The sequence below is a fragment of the Leptospira gomenensis genome (genome assembly GCF_004770155.1).
GTDB classification, from domain to species: Bacteria; Spirochaetota; Leptospiria; order Leptospirales; family Leptospiraceae; genus Leptospira; species Leptospira gomenensis.
This window is the reverse complement of the sequence record NZ_RQFA01000039.1, coordinates 36684-62139: the sequence shown is the minus strand read 5'-3', so window position 1 is coordinate 62139 and position 25456 is coordinate 36684. Positions and strand designations below refer to the sequence as shown.

The 25456-nt window shown below is 47.1% G+C and carries 22 protein-coding genes; 12 read left to right on the top strand and 10 right to left on the bottom strand.

Translation table 11 applies throughout. The annotated features are described in order from the left end of the window. Positions 1-28: 28 nt before the first annotated feature. The 5 genes from EHQ17_RS10155 to EHQ17_RS10135 are packed head-to-tail and all read left to right on the top strand — an operon-like array spanning position 29 to position 5431. Complete coding sequence (locus EHQ17_RS10155; protein ID WP_135593225.1) at positions 29-1444, top strand: MBOAT family O-acyltransferase; 1416 nt, start codon at positions 29-31, stop codon at positions 1442-1444. A gap of 15 nt (positions 1445-1459) precedes the next feature. After that, positions 1460-2620 carry an SGNH/GDSL hydrolase family protein gene (locus EHQ17_RS10150; protein ID WP_135593227.1) on the top strand — a complete coding sequence of 387 codons (1161 nt, stop codon included), beginning with the start codon at positions 1460-1462 and terminating at the stop codon, positions 2618-2620. Continuing rightward, positions 2617-4014, top strand: coding sequence for an MBOAT family O-acyltransferase (locus EHQ17_RS10145; protein ID WP_135593229.1), 1398 nt, complete (start codon positions 2617-2619; stop codon positions 4012-4014). The genes EHQ17_RS10150 and EHQ17_RS10145 overlap by 4 nt, the downstream gene beginning before the upstream one ends. A gap of 8 nt (positions 4015-4022) precedes the next feature. Further along, on the top strand, positions 4023-5090 hold the full coding sequence (locus EHQ17_RS10140; RefSeq protein WP_135593231.1) for a DUF1574 domain-containing protein: 1068 nt from the start codon (positions 4023-4025) through the stop codon (positions 5088-5090). Then, on the top strand, positions 5087-5431 hold the full coding sequence (locus tag EHQ17_RS10135) for a nucleotide pyrophosphohydrolase (protein ID WP_135593233.1): 345 nt from the start codon (positions 5087-5089) through the stop codon (positions 5429-5431). Before EHQ17_RS10140 ends, EHQ17_RS10135 begins: the two co-directional genes overlap by 4 nt. On the opposite strand, the gene EHQ17_RS10130 is transcribed toward EHQ17_RS10135, so the two are convergent. Both EHQ17_RS10130 and EHQ17_RS10125 read right to left on the bottom strand, forming a co-directional pair. Next, on the bottom strand, positions 5432-5785 hold the full coding sequence (locus EHQ17_RS10130) for an ExbD/TolR family protein (protein WP_135593334.1): 354 nt from the start codon (positions 5783-5785) through the stop codon (positions 5432-5434). A 57-nt stretch (positions 5786-5842) separates the two neighbouring features. Next, complete coding sequence (locus tag EHQ17_RS10125; RefSeq protein WP_135593336.1) at positions 5843-6382, bottom strand: MotA/TolQ/ExbB proton channel family protein; 540 nt, start codon at positions 6380-6382, stop codon at positions 5843-5845. A 164-nt stretch (positions 6383-6546) separates the two neighbouring features. Here EHQ17_RS10125 and EHQ17_RS10120 point away from each other — a divergent pair, with 164 nt between their 5' ends. From EHQ17_RS10120 to EHQ17_RS10110, 3 genes are all read left to right on the top strand, one after another. Continuing rightward, positions 6547-7293, top strand: coding sequence for a ubiquinone/menaquinone biosynthesis methyltransferase (locus EHQ17_RS10120; protein ID WP_246057512.1), 747 nt, complete (start codon positions 6547-6549; stop codon positions 7291-7293). Between the two features lie 222 nt (positions 7294-7515). Beyond that, entirely contained in the window at positions 7516-9465 is a 1950-nt protein-coding gene (locus tag EHQ17_RS10115; protein ID WP_135593235.1) for an LruC domain-containing protein, read from the top strand. A 42-nt stretch (positions 9466-9507) separates the two neighbouring features. Beyond that, on the top strand, positions 9508-10902 hold the full coding sequence (locus EHQ17_RS10110; protein WP_135593237.1) for a PrsW family glutamic-type intramembrane protease: 1395 nt from the start codon (positions 9508-9510) through the stop codon (positions 10900-10902). Here EHQ17_RS10110 and EHQ17_RS19795 read toward each other — a convergent pair. The 3 genes from EHQ17_RS19795 to rpmG all read right to left on the bottom strand — a co-directional run bounded on the left by EHQ17_RS19795 (position 10885) and on the right by rpmG (position 13813). Then, positions 10885-12948, bottom strand: coding sequence for a hypothetical protein (locus EHQ17_RS19795; protein ID WP_167881206.1), 2064 nt, complete (start codon positions 12946-12948; stop codon positions 10885-10887). The two genes, EHQ17_RS10110 and EHQ17_RS19795, sit on opposite strands and share 18 nt — an antisense overlap. Positions 12949-13168: 220 nt before the next feature. After that, positions 13169-13627, bottom strand: a complete 459-nt coding sequence (locus EHQ17_RS10105; RefSeq protein WP_100747129.1) for a TraR/DksA family transcriptional regulator — start codon at positions 13625-13627, stop codon at positions 13169-13171. Positions 13628-13648: 21 nt separating this feature from the next. Further along, the gene (gene rpmG, locus EHQ17_RS10100) at positions 13649-13813 is read right to left on the bottom strand and encodes a 50S ribosomal protein L33 (RefSeq protein ID WP_002998847.1); all 165 of its coding nucleotides are present in this window, start codon (positions 13811-13813) and stop codon (positions 13649-13651) included. 241 nt (positions 13814-14054) lie between these two features. Here rpmG and EHQ17_RS10095 point away from each other — a divergent pair, with 241 nt between their 5' ends. Beyond that, positions 14055-15185: a helix-turn-helix transcriptional regulator gene (locus tag EHQ17_RS10095; RefSeq protein ID WP_246057510.1), complete on the top strand. Its 1131-nt coding sequence runs from the start codon at positions 14055-14057 to the stop codon at positions 15183-15185. Positions 15186-15654: 469 nt separating this feature from the next. Here EHQ17_RS10095 and EHQ17_RS10090 read toward each other — a convergent pair whose 3' ends face one another. The 5 genes from EHQ17_RS10090 to EHQ17_RS10070 all read right to left on the bottom strand — a co-directional run bounded on the left by EHQ17_RS10090 (position 15655) and on the right by EHQ17_RS10070 (position 20195). After that, positions 15655-16203 carry a hypothetical protein gene (locus EHQ17_RS10090; protein WP_135593239.1) on the bottom strand — a complete coding sequence of 183 codons (549 nt, stop codon included), beginning with the start codon at positions 16201-16203 and terminating at the stop codon, positions 15655-15657. A gap of 135 nt (positions 16204-16338) precedes the next feature. Continuing rightward, the gene (locus EHQ17_RS10085) at positions 16339-17283 is read right to left on the bottom strand and encodes a bile acid:sodium symporter family protein (protein ID WP_135593241.1); all 945 of its coding nucleotides are present in this window, start codon (positions 17281-17283) and stop codon (positions 16339-16341) included. Between the two features lie 119 nt (positions 17284-17402). Beyond that, positions 17403-18560, bottom strand: coding sequence for an aminotransferase class V-fold PLP-dependent enzyme (locus EHQ17_RS10080; protein WP_135593243.1), 1158 nt, complete (start codon positions 18558-18560; stop codon positions 17403-17405). A 12-nt stretch (positions 18561-18572) separates the two neighbouring features. After that, positions 18573-19505 carry a ferritin-like domain-containing protein gene (locus tag EHQ17_RS10075; protein ID WP_135593245.1) on the bottom strand — a complete coding sequence of 311 codons (933 nt, stop codon included), beginning with the start codon at positions 19503-19505 and terminating at the stop codon, positions 18573-18575. Between the two features lie 63 nt (positions 19506-19568). Then, the gene (locus EHQ17_RS10070; RefSeq protein WP_135593247.1) at positions 19569-20195 is read right to left on the bottom strand and encodes a lysoplasmalogenase; all 627 of its coding nucleotides are present in this window, start codon (positions 20193-20195) and stop codon (positions 19569-19571) included. A 90-nt stretch (positions 20196-20285) separates the two neighbouring features. On the opposite strand from EHQ17_RS10070, the gene EHQ17_RS10065 reads away from it, so the two are divergent. From EHQ17_RS10065 to scpA, 3 genes are all read left to right on the top strand, one after another. Continuing rightward, positions 20286-21278, top strand: coding sequence for a TerC family protein (locus EHQ17_RS10065; protein WP_135593249.1), 993 nt, complete (start codon positions 20286-20288; stop codon positions 21276-21278). 89 nt (positions 21279-21367) lie between these two features. Further along, positions 21368-23254 (top strand): methylmalonyl-CoA mutase family protein, encoded by a 1887-nt coding sequence (locus tag EHQ17_RS10060; protein ID WP_135593251.1) that lies wholly within the window; start codon positions 21368-21370, stop codon positions 23252-23254. Then, entirely contained in the window at positions 23251-25449 is a 2199-nt protein-coding gene (scpA, locus tag EHQ17_RS10055) for a methylmalonyl-CoA mutase (protein WP_135593253.1), read from the top strand. Before EHQ17_RS10060 ends, scpA begins: the two co-directional genes overlap by 4 nt. The last annotated feature ends 7 nt before the right edge of the window (positions 25450-25456 follow it).

The following is a 25456-nucleotide window of genomic DNA, read 5'->3' as shown; positions in this document are numbered from 1 at the left end:
CTTTTCAAAGGACCGAAACAAGACGATTATGCTCTTTAACTCGCTTCATTTTTTGTTTTTTTTTCCGATCGTATTGATTCTCAATCATCTGCTCCGAGGAAAGATCCAAAGGATTTTTCTTTTAGGCGCCAGCTTTTATTTTTACATGTCATGGAGAAAGGAATTCATCCTTCTTCTTCTGTATTCTATCGTAATCGATTACGCCGCTTCTCTCAAAATATCCGCGTCCGCTCCGGGCTCTTCCAAACGGAAGTTATGGCTCGTGCTTTCCCTCGTCACCAATCTCGGTCTGCTCGCTTATTTCAAATATACGAATTTTCTTTTGGGTGTGGTCAACGATCTCACTCCCGCGGCAGGATTTAAATTCGGTTATTACGACATCATTCTTCCGGTCGGGATTTCGTTTTATACGTTTCAATCTTTGAGTTATACGATCGACGTCTATCGCGGACAAATCGAAGCGAAAAAATCCTTTCTGGACTTCGCGCTTTACGTTTCCTTTTTTCCGCAGTTGGTCGCCGGACCGATCGTTCGCGCACAGACGTTTTTCCGAGATTTGGAAATGCCCCTTCCCGTAACGAAAGAGGACATACAGATCGCGTTTTGTCAGATACTGATCGGATTCACGCGTAAGATCGTATTCGCGGACAATTTGGCCAAGGTCGTGGATCTCACGTTTAAAAATTACGCTACGATGAATCCGATCGAAATCTGGACCGGGGCCCTTGCCTTCGGTTGGCAGATCTATTTCGACTTCGCCGGTTATACGGACATCGCCATCGGAGTAGCGAGATTGTTCGGATATAAGTTCGATCCCAACTTCAACTTCCCCATGGTCGCGCGTAACATCACCGATCATTGGTCTCGCTGGCATATTTCCTTTTCCACTTGGATTCGGGATTACATATTCATTCCGCTCGGAGGTTCGCGCGGATCGCATCTTTTGACGTATCGGAATATTTTCATCACTTGGTTTTTCGCGGGAGCGTGGCACGGAGCCGCGTATCACTATATCGGTTGGGGTTTATGGCAGGGGATCATGATTTTGGTTCATCGAGAATATTCCAAAACCAAAGCGGCCGTGTTCCTGAACGAAAAAGGCGGAATCGTATACGACGTCGTCGCGAGAATCGTCACCATGTTTTGTCTCGCCTTCGGGTTCATCATGTTCCGAGCCGAAACCATGAAGGACGCGATTCCTATGATGAAGTCTTTGTTATTCCTCGTCCCCGGAGGTTTTTCCTCCGTAAAGGGATATTCCACGTATTCCTACGGACTTCTGTTGGCGGTTTGTTTTATCGCGTCGTATCTTTTCGCGAAAAACAATATCGAAAAGATGATACAGAGTCGTTGGAAGTTCGTCGCGTTTTTTCTCGCGAACGTCTTTATGCTGTTGATTTTCGGAATCACGGAAAGTCAGAGTTTTCTCTACTTCGCGTTTTAGGAATATAAATCCGTCATGAAAGAATACGTAGCGTTTTTCAAAGATTCCAAATTTTGGATCCCAGTGCTCGTTCTGATTTTGATCGAAACCGGAATGCAGTTCGGATGTTATCGTCCTTTTTTGAAGAAGAATTCGTATGCTGCCAACGTTTCGAGAATTACGAATCACGTGATCGATAAACAAAAGGAATTCGATCCGGACGTCCTCATCGTCGGCACCTCCGTCGCGTATCAGGGTTTGTCTTTGCCCATTCTCAATCGGGAACTCGCTCCGCTCGGAAAAAAAGTGCAATCGATCGCCATTCCGGGAACCGAACTGATCGTACAGGATCTCGCCGTATTAAAGACGCTTCCCCATTTTAAAAACGTCAAAACGGTCGTCCACGTCTTCGAGATCACCACTCCTTGGGTCGGTCAAAAAATTCTTAACCTGCATACTCTCGCGATGATCTCCGAGTTCGACCGATTGAAAGTATATCCTAGAATTTATGATTTCGGGTATAAGGTGGAAGTGGACGATCTGGCTTATATTACATTGAAGTCGATCGCGTATCGAAGGGACATTCAGGATCTGATCCTCGGTCCTTCCAAACGGATTAAGGATATAGGAAAACGCTTTAAAACGGAGAATGCAGATCCTTGGGATTACGAAAATTCGTACCGGGAAAAAATAAGCATGTACTCGATTAAAGACGTTCCCGACTGCGTGGAAAAAACCAATCCCGCAAACGGCCTTCCGTTTCCGGAAGGCTCGGATCGTTTTCATAAAAAGGCGATCTTCGATACGTGTGTGTTGTCCAGCAATCCTTTGACCGACGCGCGAGAGGACGAGATTACGAAACAATACTTCGATCGTCTGAAAATCCTTCACGACGAAATCCGCAGAATCGGCAGAGAAAACGGACAGGAGATCGAAATCATCGGGGTCGTGGCTCCCTACAGCCAGCTCATCCAGGAATGGCGTCTAACGGAGCGTAACGAAGTTTGGAAACGCGAGTTGAACAGAATTCATCCGGAACACCCGGTTCCTCTTTTGGATTATCAGACTCTTTTGGACGGTCCGAACAACGGGGATTATTATTACGATCTTATCCATCTCAATCGTATCGGAATGGAAAAACTCACCTATACTTTTTCCAAAGATCTTAAGTCGATATTAAGCAAGGAAAAGAAATGATCTTCACTTCCACTCTCTTTCTCCTTTTTTTTCTAGTAGTCTACGTCTTTTATTGGGCGCACGACGGAAGAAAATACAGGGAATGGGTGATCGTAATCGGTTCCCTCGTTTTTTACGCGACATGGAGCGTTCCGTTTCTCTTTCATCTATTAGCGATTCTTTATATAAATTATCTCGCGGTAAAAAGCCTGTTTCGAAATCGAAACGTCGCCGTACTACGTGCGATCGTGGTTTTGGATCTGATAAATCTCGGGATCTTTAAATACTTCTATTTTTTTACGGATAATTTTTACGCTTGGACGGGTTGGGGATTTCTGGATCAAAAGACGTACGGCTTTCAGATCGTATTGCCGTTGGCGATCAGTTTTTATACGTTTCAGATCATAGCCTTTGTGGTGGACGTATACCGCGGTAAGATCCTTGAAGACGTCGGGTTTTTCCGATTCGTCCTTTTTATCCTGTTTTTTCCGCAGTTGGTCGCGGGACCGATCATGAGACATCAGGATTTTTTTCCGGTCTTGGACAAAGTAAGAATCAAACCCTCTTACGTATATGCGGGTTTGTATTTGTTGGGACTGGGCATCGCGAAAAAAATTCTGGTCGCCGACAATATCTCCTCGTTGGTGGATCCGGTTTTCCGGAATCCGACGGAATACGACGGTTATTCGCTTTTTCTCGCGGTCCAGGGATTCACATGGCAGGTATATTGCGATTTCAGCGGGTATACGGACATCGCGAGAGGATGTGCGTTTCTGATGGGATTCAACATACCCGTCAATTTTCGAGCGCCTTTTTTCAGCCAAAGCATCCAGGATCTTTGGCGCCGATGGCACATAACGTTGGCCACTTGGCTTAGGGATTATATATACATTCCGCTCGGCGGATCCAGAACCTCCGAGCCGAGGATTTATCTCAATTTGATCGTTACGTTTACGTTAGGCGGCTTTTGGCACGGCGCGAGTTGGACGTATGTCCTTTGGGGTTTTTGGCACGGGGTATGTCTCGTCGCGGATCGATTGATCGATAAACTGGGGCTTCCTAAACTTCCCGAAAAAGGGATTTTCTGGTTCGTAACCAGGGCCTTGTTCATCTATACCATATTCGTCATCGGAGCCGTTTTTTTCCGTTCTCAAAGTTTAGGGGACGCCTGGTACATCATGGATCACGGAATTCGTTGGTTTGCGTCCTCGGGTACAAACGTACTACGTCCCGATCTGATCGCACCGTTTCTGATCGGAGGAATTCTGCTTCATACATTGGAATATTTCGAGAAAACCCCCCGCTTTTATCTAAAGTATAAGAAAACCTTAATTTTTGGTTTTCTTATATTGCTCGTGCTGCTTTTGTCCAATTACGCCGGAAAAAGTCAGGATTTTATCTACTTCCAGTTTTAGAGGGATTTATGAGTTCGCAAAAACAGAATGGAATGGTTCCCTTTTTTCGTAAAAAACTCCTCTGGGTGCCTCTGCTATTTTTCACCTTTGCGTTGTTATTCGACCGTTTGTTGTCCTCGGAATGGGTGCGTCCGTATACGGAAGCGGGCGCCGAGTATTATTTTTACGAGATGAAAGATCGTGTACTAAGCGCTCTTTTAAGGGAAAAAAACGCGTCCCCGCCGGAAAAGAAAACTCTGATCTTTTTCGGAACCTCCCATATGGGCGAATTTTCACTGGAAACGATCCGTAAAAAAAGAAAGGATCTGATCGTTTACAATTTTTCCGCACCTTCCGCGCCCTTTTCGTATCACAATTACAACTTGGAAAAAATTCTAGGCGCGGGCGTAAAACCGGACTACGCGATTTTGGAATTCTATCCGGATTCGATGACCGACTTCTGCAATCGATATCCGCTTCGGTATTCGTACGACCTTCCGTATTTTTTTCGTTATGCGGGCGAATTTTCCACCAACGACTGGGATACTTTTTTGCGTTCCCGCGTATTTCGAACCACGGTGTTTCCTCCGCGTTTTAAGGAAGCGATACATAGGATCAAAGACCCTTACTCCAAGGAAATGATGTTGTCGGTCCGCAATCTTCTGATGAACGAATCCGATAAATTCAACGGAGGAATTCCCAACGTATTATTGACCAACACTCCTCCGGAAAAATTAGAAGAGGAATCGGTCAAATATTACAACGACATCTATCGATATATAAAATTGTCCTCTGTGCAGAAACGTTTTCTATTTCAATTTTTAAAAACCGCGAAAAAGGAAGGCATCAAAGTGATCCTGTGGTCCCCTCTTTTGTACGAGGGTTTGGAATCCAGAGTTAAGGCGGCCGGCTTTTATGCGGAATGGAAGACAATACGATCTCAAACATTAGAATTCGAGAATGTATTTCCTCTTGATATGAACGACTATCGCGGTTCCGTGACGTGCAGAAAATTCATCGACCCTCACCACCTCAGCGGGGGATGTTATCCCGAACCCACAGAAATCCTAATCGATAGATTGGATGCGAAACGATGAACGAAGAGGGTTTATCCTTTAAACTGGCGCAAAAACAAGTAGACGAATGGATTTCGGATTTCGGAGTCAGATATTTTTCAGAACTCACAAACTTGGCTTTGCTTATGGAGGAAGTCGGAGAGTTGGCCCGATTGGTCGCGAGAAAATACGGGGATCAATCGTTTAAAACGGGGGAGGATCCCGATTCTATACCGAAAGAAATGGGCGATATACTTTTTGTTCTGATCTGTCTCGCCAATCAAATGGGCGTATCGCTCGAAGACGCGTTACGCGCCGCTTTAAGAAAAAATACGGATCGCGACAGAAATCGGCATAAGGAAAATCCAAAACTCCAAAGCTGATCAAGGATTGTGAACGGCTATATGCAATTCCTTTAAACCGGATATTTTGAGGTCGTCCAGGATTCGCACGAATTTCCCGTAGTCCGTTTTTTCGTCTCCGAAAATCCAAACGGTGGTATTTTTGAATTCGCCTTCGGATAGGATATGTTTCCATTCGTTATCGGAAAGGTTCCGATTCTGATAACGCAGTTCTCCGGTCGGCAGAATGAAAATTTCCTTCCTAACTCCCGTCCCTTCCTTTTTCGTGTCCGCTTTGGGAAGATTTACGGGAAGCGAACTGACTTCCTTCTGGAAACTCATGGCGACCATCGTAAAGATGAGAAGGATGAACACCACGTCCAACATACTCGTCATATCCAGAGGGGAGTCTTCCCCTTCCAAAAGTGTTCTTCTGTTTTGCGAACGCACGTATTATTCCCGTATGTCCGAGTTGGGGAACGATGGAATCTCGTATTCCACGGACGTTTTGATTTCCAACTCGGTTTTGTGAATGTATATTCGTAAATATTGAAATGCTAATAGGGAAGGAATCGCGGCACAAAGCCCCTGGATCGTGGTGTTCAATGCCAAACGAATCCCTTCGGAAAAGATCTCCAGGCTTACGGTTCCAGCGTGTTTCATCTCTTCGAAAGCGACCGCGATTCCGATCACGGTTCCCAGAAGTCCGAGCATGGTCGCGATCCCGGCGAGATTGCGGATCCACGCCGTCATCGTTTCGGGTTCGAAAAATTCCTTCGTGAAAAAAACTTCCGGATCACGAAGGTAAAGTCGAAGTGTTTCGTTGGAATTTTCACCGAATCCGTTTTCGGTCCGATTTTGCAGTCGATAAAGGATTCTACGTTTAATCGATGGAAGATGGGTTCTCACTCTGATAAAAAGCGCGAGATTGACGAAAGTTACGAAAAAGATAAGGATCGAAACCCAACCTCCCTTTGCGAACAGATCTTCCACTTGTAAAACCTCCGAAATATGGGAACAACATACGGTTTCCGTTTCTCCTGTCATTCCAATCTTCTCGGATTCGGAAGTCTTGAATCACACATCGAACGTAAAAGTCGGAATACAAAACTCTTCTTGCCAGCGCGCAGGTATACGAAATCGTTTCCACAGATACTATGTCCGAATTTCAAATGCCGCAGGCGGATCGTAAGGCCGGTTTCGTAAGGGAGAATTTCGATCGAATCGCTCGGAAATACGATCTTTTCAACGACCTCAACAGTTTTCTGATGCACAGACTTTGGAAAAATCGTCTCGTGCGCGAGATGGAGAAAAATCTTTCCCAAGGTCTTACGGTCATGGATTTGTGCTGCGGAACCGGCGACATCTCCGTGCGTATGGAGGCTTCGGCTTCGGTGGATCGTGTTACTTGTGTCGATTTTTCGGAGAACATGCTCGCCGTCGCAAAAAACCGTCTTCAAAAACCGGCCGCGAAAGGAAGGGTTCGTTTCGAAGTCGGAGACGCCACGCGACTCGGGAATTTCGGCGACTCCGAGTTCGACGCGGTCTCGATCGGTTTCGGTTTGAGAAACGTGGACGACCTACCGAAAGCCTTACAGGAAATTCACAGAATACTAAAGCCCGGGGGAATCTTTCTCAATCTCGACGTGGGAAAGGTAAAACTTCCCTTGGTGCGCGCATTTGCCGACTTCTATTTTTTTCGGATCGTTCCTCTGATGGGGTATATGATTTGGGGAGGAAAAAACGATATGTTTGATTACCTTCCCGTTTCTTCCTTATCGTATCCGGATCAGGATACTCTGCGAACGATTTTGGAAACGACTGGATTCGAACAGGTTCGTTATAGGAATTTCGTCTTCGGGAACGCGGTTTTACACATAGGTCGTAAACCTTTACGACGATAAACCTACTGTAGCATATTCTACTATTATAACATATTCAAAAACCGGACGTATATCCCACGTTTTTTTCGTTGAAAACGAAACGTTCCGAACAAAAAAACATTCCGATTCCAAAAAAAGATTTTGTCGAAATTTTGAAATCCCCTATAATATCCCGATCTTTTTAGTACTTTCTGATTACTCTTTTCGTCATCTATTCTAACTATAAAAAGGGATGTAGGGATCATGAAGAAGCTCGTTATAACCTTGCTCATATTGAGCGTAGGAATCGCTTGTAGTCATAAGAAAAAAGGTGCGCTTTGGCCTTTATTATTTTTGTTGAATCCTGGTTCACAAACCGAGGCCTCCTCGGGCGCGAGTTCCGAAACGGCCACGGCTTCAAACGGTGGAAAGGTGGTGATCGTAGACAATACGGGAAGTGGTAGCGGCTCTTCCGGCGCACCGAGTTCGCCCACTTCGCCGAGTTCGGGAGGTTCGAATTCTTCGGGTTCGGGAACGGGTTCTAATTCCTCGAACTCTGGCTCCGGTTCCTCGTCCGATGCAACTTCCGGTTCGGATTCCGGATCTTCGAACAATTCCGGCTCCAACGGAGGAAGTTCCTCTTCCGAAGGTTCCGTTTCTTCCGGAAATACTTCCGGAAGCGGTGATACGGGAACCGGTGCAAGTTCCGGGGGTTCTTCTTCGGGAGGCTCTTCCGATTCCGGAGCGAATGCTGGTACGGGATCTTCTTCGTCTTCTTCGGGAGAAAATTCTTCCGGATCGGGAACGGGAAGTTCTTCCGGAGGTTCGGAAGTTGGCTCCGGTTCTAATTCCGGATCTTCCAACGAAAATGCAAACGCAGGAGGAACGGAAACGAATACTCCGGGAACCGGTCCTTCCTCGGATAACATCACCGGTGTGATTACGGTAAACGATCAAGTGGGAACTCCCGTATTCAATTACAACACGGTGCAGACCATTCCATTGAATCTGGCCGTATTGGATAAACAATCCAAACCAGTCTCCGGAGCGACCGTGATCGTATCGGATCTCAATGGAAATATCTTATTTCAAGGAATTTCCGCCTCCGATGGAAAGGTTTCCGGAACCGTCACTGTGGAAACCTCCGTAGGACAAATCACATTGGAAATCAGCACGAACGGAGAATCGATCACCAACATCATCAATCTGATCAACGTGATCGGAATCGATCGTGAAATCAAATACGAGATTTTGCTTCCTGCAGTCGCCTTACCAACGGATTCGGACGCAGACGGAATCCCGGATTCTTTGGACGTTTATCCGCAGGATGCGACAAGAGCTTCCTCGATTCGCACTCCCGCAGAAGGAGTGAGCACGGTCGCTTACGAGGATTTATACCCAAGCGCGGGTGACGCGGATCTGAATGATTACGTCCTTCACATTCACAACGAAGTGGATTTGAACGCGGCGGGGGAAGTCGTTCGTTTACGGGGAACCTATCAACACGTGGCGAGAGGGGCCGGTTACAAACATACGTTCTTCCTCAAACTTCCCGTGTCCGTCGGAGCCTCGTTTACGAGAAAAGTCGTTCGCGAAGACGGCAAGGAAATAACCGCTTCCAATACGCGGACCGTTTCGGCATCCGATCTCAATCAGGGAATTCAGATCCACGAAGAATCGAACAAAACGACTTCCAATCCGAACGTAAACCCCGGCGGCGTTTTCAAACCGGGACATATCGCCACGATCGAGATTCAGTTCCAATCTCCAGTGAAAAAGTCCGTGTTGGGAAATTATCCGTACGACATCTTCATCAAGGTGACCAACACCGGAAAAGAAATCCATTTCCCCGGATTGTATAAAAATTCGAACGGGACGGACAAGTATCTGGATTCCAACCAATTCCCTTGGGCGATTCTCGTTCCGGGAACTTGGAAGTATCCGTATGAGGGTTTGGATATCCGCAAGGATTCCCAGAGCGGCTACGGAGAATTCAACCTTTGGGTGGCTTCCAACGGAACCCAATACAAGGAATGGTACAAACACATTACCAATGAAACCAAGGTATTTCCCGTACCGGACGAGGATTCGGGATTGCTCGGATTCTTGCTCGCCTCCGTAAAGAAGAACGCGATTTTTGCCGCGTTACTTTTGATTGCGGCCGGGGCTGGAACGGTCTTCTTTCTCAAAAGAAGAGTTCTTTCCCAAGTTTGATCGTAAAAAGAGAGGGTACGGATTCCGATAATTGAAAGGAGTATGTCCCCTCTCTTTGATCTCGAAGAGTATTTTCTTTTTTTCCTGAAATTCGGCACGGCGATTTTCGCCGCCGGATTTTATTGGTTTTTCTACCGCAATACCTACTATCATCCCAACGCAGTCAGTTTCGATTTGTCCGCGATCTTTTCCGGAATTTTCGCGGTCGGTTTGGCTATTTTCCCCGAATTGTGGATCCAGAATTTTTTCGAAGAACGTTCCCATTTGGGAAAGGCGTTTTTGAGAAGTTCCCTTGCCGAAGAAGTCCCCAAATTGCTCGTGATTCTCTGGTATTTCCGCGGACTCAAAGGAAGATACAACACTACGGACGCCGTATATTTCGGACTTACGTTAGGCGCTTCTTTCGGCTTGTTGGAGAATCTGTTTTATTCTTCGATCCTAGAATTTTGGCCCTTGTTTTTGAGAGCCGTGACTTCTCTTCCGATCCATACGTTTACCGGAGGAATTTTCGGTTTTGTGGTGATGGAGTATTATCATTCGAGGCCGACTTCCTTTCGTTTTATGCAGGTTTTGTACGGACTCGCCGGTTGTTTTCTTCTGCACGGAACGTTCAATTACGTATTGCTAATGGATGGGGAATTGATAACCGCGCTTCCTTTGGTATTAGCCTGCGGTTTTTTCATCCTCGAATATCTTCTGACGATTTCCCAGAACATACTTCCGATCGAAGTCCTACGATCGATAGGACTTTACAAGGACGATTACAGGGTCGTGTCCAAATTCACGAGATACGATTCCTGGATGAGAACCAGCCAGAATTTTCAGCAGAAGGTCACTCCCGTAGAACTGTTCCGCCGTCTTTCCAAGGCGAAAGTCGCGTGGACGTCCGCGTTGTTTCTCGTTCCGACGATTTTATATTCAATTTATATGATATATCCGGAACGGATTCCATTATTGCTCGGGGGAATCAAAACCTCCGAGTTCATCGGTCTTTTCGTGATCTATCCGGTTTGGTTGTGCGTTTTGATTTTATTTCGCGGGATTTTTAATCCGCGTTTTTTTAGGGAGCGGGTATTAAGAATACCGTTGTTCATCGCGGTTTCCATCGTACAGGGAAAGAACGAATATCATTCTCTCGCTTATTCCCTATCGAGGAAGGGGTTTTATTCTCCCGTGGAAAAAACGTTATCGATCGGAGAACGTGTGCGTGTGACGTTTTACGTCGCTGGAAAGGAATTTTCCGATATCTTGGCGATTCCGGTTTGGCTGAACGTCCGAGAAGAGGATCCGGATTTCGAACCGGGAGCCGTATTCATTTTTGTGAATATACCTTGGAAGCTGCTCGTCTGGAGAATGGCGATCAGGACGAAACAACAGATTCAAAATCTCGTCCGCCAGATATTTCCGACGAAGATAGGATCAACGCACTCGGTTTAAGGGATCGAAATTCTCCGCAAAAATCCCGAAAGAATCCGCCTTATCAAAAAACGGGGAATCGGAAAGAATCTCGGCCTTTAGGTATTTCGCTCGTTCGGGAACGTTCAAACCCACTCCGCTCGTGTAAGAGAACAAAGGAAGAGTTTTCGATTGGATTTCGATCCAATCCGCACCTAAAAAAGACCAACGCACGTAGATCTTCTCGTTTTGAGGCAAGGGTTGATTTTCCGGGACGAACGCTCTCAGATTGATCGGAGCCTTTCCCGCCAAAACCCAAACCGCACCCGAGGAAAATTCGTGGAACCGGATTCCGTTTTGGATACGATTCGATTTTTTCGCCATAAGCTGAAACGTTTTCAATTCCGCATAACGGAACTCGGGGCCTCTCAGATTCGGTGCGATTTGCAGAAGGGAATAAAACAAAACGCCGCTGCTCAAAATCAGAACCGCAAGGTTGAATCCTCCGCCGAATGCCCTGTGAATCTGTCTGGTTTGCGGCGCGGACGACGTAACGAGCCAAAGACAAAAGAAAGGAGCGACGCCGAACGCGCCCGTCCAAGGCATAAAACAAAGGACAATCGGTAAAAGTAGAATCGTTTGTTTCCAATGATTCCTAAGGAGAATTTCCAACGCGACCCAGGACAAAAACACGAGTGTGAAAAGGATTCCACCTTCGTGAAACAAAAAGGCGAACGAATTCAACTCCATCGATGAAATACCGCCTGCGGGAACGGAGTTCGAGGATCTCGCGTCGATCCAGTTGAGAGCGAACGTTCCCGGACCGTTTCCTATCCATATGGATTGTTTGGCCCAATTCCAGGCGGCTCTGGTTTGGATCCAACTTTCACCGGCAAAGGATTCCAAGAACCGCATAACGTTTCCGGAAGGTCCTCGATATCCTTTCGTCCAGGTTTGATGGAGTTCTTGCCAACCCTCGAACGACCAGGGAAACGATCCGATCCAGATCATAACCGCGATCCATCCGAATAGAATCAGGAAACAAACGGGGACATACGACCATTTCCACCATTTGTTTCTGATTTTCGGGAAATACCCGACGGAAAAACCGTACAACAAAAGAGAGATGAAAAGAAGCCAGGCTCCGGCTCCATACAGGCCGCCGGTTATAAAAAAAGGAAACACGAGACCGAAACTGAAAAGAATCTTCGTTCTGGTTCTCCAACTTCTCGTATGAAGATAAAGGAAAAAGTAACCGATTAAAAGCGGAAACAACCAATCCAAGGAGCCGGCGTCGCCCAAAAAGCCGGTCGTCAAAAACCGCCCTCCTTCATTCGGAGTGAAGGGAATCACGGAACGAGTCGCCGCCGTTTGAATCAAAAGCATTAGAATATTAAAAAATACTCCCGCAAATAAACCCTGTCTCCAATATTTAACGGGCGGGTCGCTTTCATGGGAAGACGCCTCTTCCGCCAAAAAATAGAGTAAGGCGAGCATCCAAGCACCGAAAAAATCCAAACTTAAGCCGAACGCGTAACGGGAGCTGATTCCCGGTAGAAAAACCGTGTCCAAAATTCCGAAACCCTTGAACGGGGGCGCGTTGAAATAAACGAAAAAACGCTCCAAAAGATAAAAACCCAGGAAGATCAAAATCCCCGTTTTGGGATTCTGATAAAACGGCATCGAGGATTTATAGGGACGATTGATGTAAAAAAAACGGAAGATCGGGTCTTCTTCGTTTACCGTCTGGGAATGGAACGTGGAAATGTATTGTCTCAAAAAAATACCGACCACGGCCCCGGCGAACAATCCGCTCAGAGAAAGGAAGATTACATTTTTCTCATATAGCAAACCGGGCAGAACCAGAACTCCGGCCATGGTGAATATTCTTCCGGGTTTGCGGTGATAGAGGTTCGGAATCAAACCGAATAGGAATTGTAGGCTTGCGATTGCGGCGATTCCGGATCCTTCGGTTTCTCTTACAAAAAGAAAGCTCCGAAATAGGATCAAGGAAAGAAGGGAACAAAGAATCAGTCCGAAAAACGTGGGAGTTCTCAGAGGTCTGAGTTTATTGAAGATTCCAGGCACGAATAAAGAGGATTTTGTAAAAAGATTTAGATTTCAATCTAAAAACGGGCTTGGGGAGGCGTATCGTCGTTCCTCGTTCCGTGTGAACGCAAAAAGTATTTCAAACAATATCTGGAAGCATTGAATTCGGAATCTGCGAAAGGATTCCGAAACTATTTCATTAAGAATGGAGCTCGAGATGGTAAAGAACGAAAGCGAAAAAAGCGATTCTTACCGAAAATCAGTCGTCCATCGAGTCCATATCGGACGGGATTTTGTACGCTCCGGTCAGGCTGGCCGCAGCGGAATTTTTACGGGCAAAACTTTTACTCTTGGAAAGGGTCTCGGCAAATTCCACCGTATATCTGGTCCAAGGAATCGCTTTTAAACGGGCGATCGGAATTTTTTTTCCGGTTCCTTCGCAAATTCCGTACGAACCGTCTTCTATCTTTTCCAAGGCGACGTCGATTTCTCGAATGGTTTCGATCTCTGCTTCGGAAAGTACGGAACTCAAGGTCTCTTCGTTGATTTCGGAGGCGATATCCGCGATATCACCCATTTCCTTCAGACCGGACGGTTTGCTATTGTCTTCCCAATGGGCGTACTTTTCCAAGAGAGAGTTCTTTCTCTCTAAAAGAAGGTCTTTGATTTCCTGAAGAACCTTCTTATCATACGCTTGGGTCTGTTTTTTTGCAGTCATCCGTTCTTTTACCTGGAAAGTTTAGACCTTGGTTTCCTTGTATTCGGTGTGTTTTCTACAAAATTTGCAGAACTTTTTCGTAACGAGTTTCTCGGTTTTAGCCTTTTTGTTCTTGGTGAGAAGGTAAGTACTTCTTCCTTTGGAACAACCCGGTTCCTGACAAACCAGCTTGATAATTTCTCTCATGGCGTTACTGTCTCGATTTCAATAAATTCCTCTGCAATAGACGGGAAAATCCCGGTTTTCAGATCGTTTTTTTGTAAAAAACGCTTTTTTGACCTGAAAAACGTCGTATGGGAGGTTGTATTCTGCTAGAAAATGAGAAGCGGCTCAAAAATCAAGGAGGAATAGGGAAAATTCTCAAAAAAGGGCGTGAAATTTGTGTGGGGAGGAACAAACTACGCTGGATCGTAGGACCTCCCCGGTTTTGCCTTCTGGAAACCACCCTTTTTACAGCAGACTCAATTTGGAAATTTTTTTCGTAGTTCCAATCATGGCGGCTCTCGCCAACGTCAGTTGTCTGATTGAAAATATCCGTAGGGACCATCCATTTCATAAACTGATGACTGCATTTTATCTCGCGGTTGGAATGCAAAACGCGAGTACGGCCGCCATGTGTATTTCTTCCACGGAAGAGACCATTCTCGCTTGGTGGATTTTTCAATGTCATTCTTTCTTTCTGTTGTCCCCCGTTTTGGTCGGGATGGCGAGTTTCTGTACGGGAAGACGAATCCTCAATCCGTTTACGATCTTCGTATTTGTCGCCGCGATTCTGGCGGATTTTTTGTGCTCGTCGATGCCGCGGATGATCATCGGGGGATTCCGCTGGTTTTCTTTCGGTACGGCCCCTCTTCTGTCGCCGATCGGCGGTATTATCGGAGCGGGGATTCACCTTCTTTCTCTATCCGTTTGTATTTATCTGTTCGTTCGTCCGGTTCAGTGGAACACCTTTTTCGAAAAGAAATTTTTCGTCGGTGTGTTTTTGTTTTGGTGGTCGGCTCTGTTTCTGAATTTTTTTCCGATGTACGGGTTTGATGTGCCTCCGCTGCATCCCGTAGTGGACGCTACTTTGTCGGTTACTCTTTCTGTATATCTCAATCGATACAACGCCGGTAAGCTCGGTTTGTTTCGAATCGGCGCGAACATTCTGATTTCCATCGCTGTAGGTGTTACGATCGGAATGTTGTTCTGGCCGGCGCTGGAATGGCTTGTCCATCGGGAATTGTACGTGACTGCGGTCGCCGCTCTGTGTGCCTCTTCGTTTTTATCTTTCCTTTGGTTCCGTGCCGAGGACGGCGAAGCGGAGATCATTCTTTCCAAAGCGGGGTTCAATCTGGAGGAATACGGACTTTCCAAACAGGAAATCAGAATCTGCGAACTTTTGGAAGCGGGTCATAGCAGAACGTTCATCCAACTGATTCTCAACGTTTCCAACGGAACCCTCCGGAATCATTTAAAAAACATCTACGCCAAAGTTCTACCGGAATCCACTTCCACCGCCAAAGATCAATTGCAACGTTTAACGGTTTTTCTTTCCAAAAAAAAGGAGAACGGGTAATTTTTTGAACGGATGAATCGATGCGAGAAAAACGACAACACTGCTTTGCTTCTTCTCCGAATTCCCGAAAAGAATAGGCGATCGTTTTCGAACTTCCGTGAGCGGCTCTCGTTTAGGACCTTCGTGGGAAAGATAGAAAGAAGAAGTTGCTGGTTCTCCGGATGGTTTTCCCCACGAAGGTTTTTTCTTTTCGCTTAGGATTTGGTGGAATGCGCGTGGCTCGTGGCTCGTGGAAACATCAAAACTCCAGTCATTTTCTGAAGTTCTCGATTGTATCGTTTTGGAAAAAAATGTCCACGCCCATTCGTCATGTTTTACGGAGAAACGCTCGGTACGTTTGTCATGGATTCCGCTTTTTAGGCCTCGTTTTTCGATTCGTTGCGACGGAATGAATCTATTACCTCCGCGAGAAAACGTAAAAGGGAGGAGTCCTCTGGATTTCTCACGAAGGTTTCGAAGTTTGCTTTGTCTAGTTTTTAGTGCAACGAACCCGGAACGAAAGAACCCTTTGGGTCTGTCCGTTTCCATTGGAATCCGCGACGGAACAATTCTGTGCTTGGATATCGTAGATTGTCGCGGAATTTTCGATCACTTTGACGGCGCAGTTTTGTGTGACCCCGTAGGTTTTTCCGTCCGAATAATCCACGTCCATTTGTATTCCGGTTACGGGAACTCCCGCCTCTAAAAAAACTCCCGTATTTTGCAAGAAATCCACCTGGTGAAGATTGAATACCGGGACGAACGGGGGAGCCGCCAGTTTATCGAAGGCGATTCCGTCCGGACCGTCGCTACAATCCCGTTTTTCGGCGAGCGTTTCCTGATTCCCGTCTACGATCAATAAGACGGTGTCTAACGTAGGCTGAGGCAGATCGGGCATTTCGGTCGCCGGTGCGACCAGTTGTTGCGAAAGCACAAGCGCTAAAACTTCGTCGTTCTTCTGATCCTCTCCTTGGCAGCCGGTATTGGCGAGCAGGCAGACCAATAGTAGTCGGCCGATCGGGTTTTCGATTCTGAACATAGGTTCTCCAAGATTCTTTTTTATAGATCGATTCTACGGAATTAAAAAGAAAGCGTCCACCCCCGACTGTAACAAGACGGGCGCGGCGGAGATTACATTTGTCACTTTTTGAAGGATTGTTTCGTTGAACGCGCGTTAGTCGATCGGTTCCGATTTACGCCAAAACGCGGCGAGAATGCTGCCGATCAAAGAATGAACGAGGCTGGAAACCGCCGCAGGAATTGCCACCAAAGGATCCGGAAAATTGTTCCGCGACAGTACGACTCCCAGTCCGGAATTCTGCATTCCCACTTCTATGGAAATCGTTCTTGCGATTTTGGTTTTGCGTAGGAAAATCCGGGAAACGATATATCCGAAAAAAAATCCGGAAGCGTGCAGACAGACGACCGCTACGAGTAGAATTCCCGCCGACTGAAGGATTTTGTCCTTACTCGCCCCTAAGATGGAAGATACGATCATAGTAATCAACAATACGGCCGCCAACGGGGAAAACGATTGGATCCGTTTTGCCGTTTTCGGGAAATAACCGTTTAAAACCACGCCTAACGCGACCGGAAGTATTACCACTTGAAACGTATCAAAAAACAATCCTCCGATCGATGTTTCCACACCTTTACCGATCAAAAGTAAAGTGAGCGTCGGGGTCATCAAAACGGAAAGAAGAGTGGACGACGCGGTCATAGAAACGGAAAGAGCGAGATCGCCTTTGGCGAGATACGTGATCACGTTAGACGCAACACCGCCGGGACAACAGGACACGACGATCAAACCGGTGGCGAATTGTGGTGGAAGTTCCAGCAGAATCCCGATGGCCCAACCGGAAATAGGCATTACCGTATATTGTAAAATCACTCCGGCCAACACGGGTAGCGGAGTTCGAAACACTTCCCGAAAATCCCGGGGTAAAAGTGTGATCCCCATTCCCAACATCGTAATTCCCAAACCGTACGTGATCCAAGGACCTCTGAACCAAGTAAACCATTGCGGCTGAAAAAAGGATAACGCCGCTCCGATCGATACCCAAACCGGAAACAAAAGGGTTCCGATTTCTCCGATTTTTTGCAAAGGGTTGGAATTCATCCGTTCTTATTTCATATCAAAAAAAGATCCGTCGTTCCACGCACTCGTTCTTACGACATTCCACAAATCGTTTGTTTCGTACGTTCCTTTTCATCCGGCGGTAGATTTGTTTTTTGCGGTTATCCGGAAAACGAACCGAGCAATTGAACGACACGATCGAGTTGGTCTTTCCGATTGTATATATGCGGAGAAAATCTGACTTTTCCGAGACGAAGGGCGCACATCACTCCGTGTTTTTTGAGATAAGACACGAGTTCGTCCATGGGAATTCCTTCCTTGGTTCCCACTACGATTCCGGTTTTGTAATCGGGGAAGTGATCCATTTCGAGCTGGAATCCGATATTCTTCATACCTTCCCCCAAATAATCCGCGAGTTCGTAAACCCGTTCCATTGCGGAATGAAACCCGATCTTGAACAACATTTCCAAACTGGACTGAAAGTAAACCCAGTCGATGAAATTGACCGTGGAAATTTCGTAACGATCCGTTCCCGTTTTGAGCTCTCCTCGATACGGAAGATATACTTCGTCGTTGCTCACGGAAGAAGTTCCCTTAAACGGAAACGAAAGACGATCCAGACGATCCTCTCGTATGTAAAGAACTCCGAGACCGAGCGGACCGAGGAGCCATTTCCAAGCGGGGAACGCCACGTATTTCAGTTTCATCTTTCGGACGTCGATCGGAACAAGCCCTACTCCCTGCGCTCCGTCTAACACGAATTCGATTCCTTGTTCGTCCAAAAAATTCCCGATCTCTTCCAACGGGAACGGCATTCCCGTGCACCAATGTACCGCGGAAAGCGAGACGACCTTCGTTTTGGAAGTTACGGATCGTTTGAGGTTTTCCAAAAATTCGTCGGGTGTGTTCGCCATCGGAATGAATCCGAGGGAAACCCCCTTCTCTTTCCAATGCTCCCACGGATATACGTTGCTAGGATATTCGTTTTCCAAAAGTAGGATTTCGTCCCCGCTTTTGAGTTGAAATCCCATGGAAATAAAATTCATTCCCTCGTTGGTGTGATGAATGAGGCTGAGTTCTTCCACGTCGCAGTTGACTAGTCCCGCGATGATCTTTCGGATCGTATGTTTTACCGTGGGATATCGCCTAACATCCGTTAAACCGCCTCGTCTGGAATAACCTTCCAGATATTCCTGAACCGATCGGATCGTATTTACGTTACAAGGAGTGGTCCCGCAGTTGTTGAGCCAGATCATTTCCTCGTTGATCGGGTAAAGATCCTGTATTTCCTTCCAATCGGTAATCGTAGTCGATGACATTGAAATTCCTAATTATCTTTTTTTCTTCGCCTTGGCCGGGGACTTCTTTTTAGGAGCCGCTTTTTTCTTAGGCGTCGCCTTTTTTGAAATCGGTTTTTTGACGGACTTTTTCGGTTGAGAGCCGGCTTTTTTCGCCGTAGCCTTTTTCTTAGGCGTCGCCTTTTTGGCGATCGTTGAGGCGGGTTTGGTTTGATTCGCGGGCTTTTTGGGCGCCGCTTTTTTCTTTGGAACCGCCGATCCGGTTGTTTTTGCGATCGTAGCGCCGGACTGTTTTCCTACTACGGCAACCGGCGTTTTGGAAACGTTCCCGGGTTTTGTGTTGGTCGTCGGTTTCTGAGCCGGCGAGGTCGTTTTTTGTTTTTTCGGCGCGGCCGTCTTTGCGGGTTTGGATTCTGCTTTGACGACTTCTTCCGCTTGTTCGTCCCAAAAGAAAGTTCCTTGTCCCGAACCGGATTGATCCAAACCGTTGAGTTCCGTTTCCAGAAGCGATTGATAATTTTGGTTGTAATCCTTGAGTTTGGAGAACAGGGATTTGATGTTTACGTCTTCGAACTTGTTGATGAGTTTTTCGTAAAACGAAACGCTGTTTTCCGCTTCCCGAATCGCAAGTTCCAGAGCCTCGTGCGCGTCTTTGCTTCCCGGACCGGAGATCGTACGTTCCACTTTGTTCATCAACTTCTGAAGAGTGCTGTCGTGGAACTTGTGGATCGCCGTAAGTTGTTTTAGGTTCGGAAGTTCGGAACCTTCCGCCTGTTCGTACAACTCCTGGATAAAACGGATATGTTCGTCCACTTCTTCGGCAAGTCTTTCGAAAAGTTCCTTGGTATTTCCGGGAGGAAGTTTTTCATACGTGCTCATGTAAAATTCGAAGTAATCCTTTTCGTGCTGGATCGCGGCGGCGACCGCTTCTAAAAACGTGGTTTCTTTTAAGGGTTTGATATTCATTAGGCAGATTCTCCGATATTACTTTGCTATCTTAGTTACCTTCCGGGCCGAATCAATGATTATTTACGTTTCCTCCACGGAATCATAGATGAGAAACTGAGCCGCGTAGTATGTGATCATGATCCAAAGTCCGTTCCATGGAACCGCCACGGAAGTGAATTTTCCCGTCGCGATCAGACTGTCCGAAGCGATAAAGATGAGAGCGCCCGCAAACGCTTTCCAATACGAAGCGCGGGAGCTTTCCCGAGAGGCGGCCCTCCATCCCATCGTACAAATCGCGGTCACATAAACCGCGACCGGTATCAGGAGCGAATTTCCCAAACCGGGAAGAATCCAAAAATAGAACGAAGCTCCGAAAACGAAATACGGAATCGAACGAAGGATATGGACCGGATTCCCCGCTGAAAAGCCGATCGAATAAAAAATCTGCGCCACGAGAAACGAACCCAAACCGAAGACGAAATAATTTCCCGGCAAAGCGAGAAACGTATCTCCGAAAAGGGAAAAAACCAAACCGATCAGAATGAACTTACCGGTCTTATCTTTCCAGTCGCCTTCGAAGAAAGAGAAAAAAATAAGAATTAAAATCGGAACGAGTTTCGTTCCTAATTTGAGGGCGATTTCACCGGGAGCAAAGTACAAAGTCAGCAAATGTGCGATTGCGGAAACCGAAAATAAGAGTAGAACCATCTGAACCTTCTTTCTGGGAATTGGGATTGTAATTTTGTACAGAGCCGTGACTTTTGTCATCTCGGAATCTCAAAAAAACAAAGAGGGAATATGGGACATTGGAGTTCGGGTGAATGGACGTTGGTCGCAATCTTCACCGTGGTTTTGGGTTTGCTCGTATATCTGGATCTTTTCGTTCTCAATAAAAGGGCGCACAAAATTCCTCTTAGGGAATCGGTTTACTGGTCCCTCTTTTGGTTCAGTCTTGCGATTTCGTTTAGCGTTCTCGTGTATTTTATGGAGCAATCTCCCGCCGATCCGCTCCGGGGTCGAAACAAGGCTTTGGAATTCGTAACCGGTTATCTTTTGGAATATTCCCTTTCCGTGGACAATTTGTTCGTTTTTATCATGGTGTTTCAGAAGTTTCGGATCACTCCACAATACCAACCTCTGATTTTGAAATGGGGAATCATCGGCGCTCTCCTCTTTCGGGCGATTATGATTTTTATAGGCGCCGGTTTGATTTCTCAGTTCGGGTGGATTTTGTATCTGTTCGGATTTTTCCTTCTTTATACCGCCGTGAAGATGTTCGTTCATAAGGAGGAAGAGGAGGACTTTCATCCGGAGACTTCTCCCGTGATCAAGTTCGCCAAAAAATTCCTTCCGATGACGCACGCTCATCATCCGGAAAAGTTCGTGGTTAAGGAACACGGCAATTATCTTTTCACTTCCACATTCATCACACTTTTGATCGTGGAGTTCAGCGATATCATGTTCGCGTTGGATTCGATTCCCGCGATCTTTTCGATCACTACCGACCCGTTGATCGTATATACCTCTAATATTTTCGCGATCCTCGGATTACGATCCTTGTATTTTATGCTTTCGGGTGTGATGGAATTGTTCGTGTTTTTGAAACGGGGGGTTTCCCTTCTGCTTGCGTTCGTGGGAATCAAGTTGTTGCTTCCTCTTTTTTCTCCGTACGTATTCGGACACGAGGTTCATATTCCGATCCTGATTTCCTTGGCCGTGATCGTGGGAACTCTTACTCTTTCGATTTTAGCGTCCGTTCCGCATTACCTCAAAACCAAAAAGGAGAATTGAGGACGGGTTTTTGACTTTACACCGCAGTCTTACGAGGTTCCCTAGAAAGAGAACCTCGTAAGGGCCTCATTCTAAAGAGAAAAACCGAAATGGCAGATCAAAAATTGTTTACCGACTTCCCTCCCGTCGATCGGGAAGCCTGGATCGCACTCATCCAAAAAGACCTCAAGGGCGCGGACTTTGAGAAGAAGTTAGTGTGGGAAACCGCGGAAGGATTTAAGATCCAACCCGTTTATACCAAAGACGATATCGCCGACAAGCAATGGCTGACTTCCAATCTTCCCGGAACCTTCCCGTATGCGAGATCTACCCGCAAGCTCGTGCAGGACTGGAGCATTCGTCAGGACTTCGATTCTCCGAGCGTTTCCGAAGCCAATCGATTGGCCAAAGAAGCCGCGAACAACGGAGTTACGGCGATCGGATTTATCATCGAAAACAAAACCTCTCCCCAACGCGGAATTCCGGTGAACTCCGCAAAGGATTTGGAAGCTCTCATCGACGGACTCCCTTTTGATCAGGTGACGCTTCACTTCATCGCGGAAGAACGTTCTCCCGAAATTTTTTCCTGGCTTCCGAAGGGCAAGGTTCTTGTGGGCGGACTCGGATACGATCCGTATCGGATTCTTCTCAAACACGGAAGATCGGGAAAACATTCCATTGCGGGCCTCAAAGAAATTTTGGAAACATTCGCTTCTTCTTGGCCGTATTACAGAGGTTTGTCGGTCACTTCTTCCACGTTCCGGGACGGCGGCTCCACGATTTCGGAAGAACTCGCGTTTACGTTAGCCGCAGCTTGCGAGTATGTGCAACAACTCCTCGAAGCGGGAATGTCCGTGGATACGATTGCTTCCCAGTTGATGTTCGAATTTTCCATCGGCCCCGATTACTTTTTGGAAATCGCAAAGTTCCGCGCCGCGAGAATTCTCTGGGCCGAAATCATCCGAGAATTCGGGGCCAAGGAAGAATCTTCACAGCACGCATTTTTAAGCGCGCAGACATGTCGTTACAACTACAGCGCCTATGATCCGAACGTGAATATGCTTCGCGCCACGACCGAGGCGATGTCCGCGGCGATCGGCGGTTGCGAAGTGATCAGCGTTTCTCCATACGACAGCGTTTTGAAAACCGGAGATTCCTTCTCTCTGAGAATCGCACGTAACATTCAGCTTCTGATGAAACACGAGTCCCACGTGGACAAGGTGGTCGATCCGGCCGCAGGTTCGTATTATCTGGAATCGATCACCGATTCGATCACCAAAAAGGCTTGGGAAATTTTCTGCGAGATCGAATCCGCGGGTGGATTTCTCGAAGCCGCGAAAAAAGGAATGATTCAAAAAAAGATCTCCGAGTCCAGAAAGAAAAAGGAAGAGAACCTTGCGAATCGAAAAGAGATTCTACTCGGAACCAATCAATATCCGAACGGAGAAGATAGAATTTCCGTTTCCGAATTGAATCTGCGCGGTGCGTTAGGCGACATCGAAAGTGTGGCGGGCGAAATCGTCTGCGAAACGATCGCCGACTTTAGAGCCGGAGCCGGAATCGAAGAGATCCGTTTGAAAACGGAAGCCTTCGCCAAAAAAACCGGTAAAACTCCGACCGTTCTCCTTTTGCCGATGGGCGATCTCAAGATGAAAAAGGCGCGCGCGATCTTTTCCCAAAACTTTCTCGCTTGTGCGGGAACCAAGGTGATCGATCCGGGAAGTTATGCGACACCGGAAGAAGCGTCGCAAGGTTTGAAAGAAACGAACGCCGACATCGTGGTCTTCTGCACGAGCGATGAAGAAGTCGTGGGTTTTGTGGATTCTACCTTTGCGGTTTTGAAAAAACAAAATTCCGATTTGATCGGAATCGTAGCGGGAAATCCGACCGAACAGATCGATTCTCTGAAATCCAAAGGGATCGAATTTTTCATCCACGTGAAATCCCAACATTTAGAAACTTTGAAATCGATTCAGAAAAGGCTGGGCATCCAATGAAACGTCCGAGTTTTGATCCCCAACGTTATGCGCCACAGGGCAACGGAAAAATTTCCAAATCCGATTGGGAAAAAACCGCGCTCGGTGATTTAGGGTTTAGTTCCATCGAACAAACTCTGTGGAATACTCCCGAAAAAATCCCGGTCAAACCGGTTTATACCGCGGAAGACATCGCTAAGATGGAACACCTCGACTACGCCGCGGGAATTCCGCCGTATTTACGCGGACCGTATTCCACGATGTATGTCCAACAACCTTGGACGATCCGTCAATACGCTGGATTTTCCACGGCGGAAGAATCGAACGCATTCTATCGTAGAAACTTAGCCGCCGGACAAAAAGGTCTTTCGGTCGCGTTCGACCTCGCGACTCACAGAGGATACGATTCCGATCACGAACGTGTGGTCGGCGACGTCGGTAAGGCCGGGGTTGCGATCGATTCGATCCTCGATATGAAGATTCTCTTCGATCAGATCCCTCTGGATCAGATGTCGGTTTCGATGACGATGAACGGGGCTGTGGTTCCTATATTAGCGTTTTATATCGTAGCCGCGGAAGAACAAGGAGTCAGCGCGGACAAACTTTCGGGAACGATTCAGAATGACATTCTCAAAGAGTTCATGGTGCGGAACACCTACATTTATCCGCCCGCTCCTTCGATGAAGATCATTGCGGACATTTTCAAATATACGTCCGATTTCATGCCCAAGTTCAATTCGATTTCGATTTCCGGGTATCACATGCAGGAAGCCGGAGCTACAGCCGACATCGAACTCGCCTACACCCTCGCGGACGGTTTGGAATATCTTCGAACCGGAATCAAGGCGGGAATGGACGTGGATACGTTCGCTCCTCGATTGTCCTTTTTCTGGGCGATCGGTATGAACCACTTTATGGAAATCGCAAAGATGCGCGCCGGTCGTCTTCTCTGGGCGAAGCTCGTAAAACAATTCCATCCTAAGAATTTAAAGTCGCTCGCACTCCGAACTCACTGCCAGACATCGGGTTGGAGTTTGACCGAACAAGATCCGTTCAACAACGTAGCGCGGACTTGTATCGAAGCCTTGGCGGCCGCACTCGGTCACACACAATCGCTTCACACAAACGCGCTCGACGAAGCGATCGCTCTTCCGACCGACTTCTCCGCGAGAATCGCAAGAAACACGCAGATCTTTTTGCAGGAAGAAACAAACATTCATCGTGTAGTCGATCCTTGGGGCGGCTCGTATTACGTGGAATCGCTTACCCATTCTCTCGCGCACCGCGCCTGGGAACTGATCGAAGAAGTCGAGAAGTTAGGCGGAATCGCAAAGGCCATCGAAACCGGAATTCCAAAGATGAGAATCGAGGAAGCCGCGGCCCGCAAACAGGCTAAGATCGATTCCGGAAGGGATGTGATCGTCGGAGTCAACCGATACAAGGCCGTCGAGGAAAAGCCGTTAGATATATTAGATATCGATAATACTGCCGTCCGCGAATCCCAGATCCGCAGATTGCAGGAGCTCAAAAAAAATCGAAACAACGCCGACGTGACTTCCGCTCTGGAAGCGATCACAAAATGCGCGGGAGGCGGAGAAGGAAATCTTCTCGCTCTCGCGGTGGACGCGGCCCGCAAACGCGCGACGTTAGGCGAAATTTCGTACGCTATGGAAAAAGTATTCGGAAGATACCAGGCGACGATTCGTTCGATTTCGGGAGTTTATTCCTCGGAAATCGAAGACGATCCGGATTTCAAACGCGCGAAAACGCTTTCGGATAAATTCGCAACGTTGGAAGGGCGTCGTCCGAGAATCATGGTCGCCAAGATGGGACAGGACGGACACGATCGAGGCGCGAAGGTGATTTCGACGAGTTTTGCGGATATGGGATTCGACGTCGATATAGGACCGCTCTTTCAAACTCCGGCGGAAGCCGCAAGGCAAGCCGTGGAAAACGACGTACACATCCTCGGAGTTTCTAGTTTGGCCGCGGGTCACAAAACGCTCGTGCCTCAGGTCATCGCGGAACTGAAAAAACTCGGAAGAGAAGACATCATGGTCATTGCCGGCGGAGTGATTCCACAACAAGATTATGATATTCTTTACAAGGCGGGAGTAACCGGCATCTTCGGACCGGGAACGAAAATTTCCAAGGCGGCCGCGGACATTCTGGAACTTCTCATCAAAGATTTAGAAACTTCTAAAGTAAACGCCTAAGGGAAGA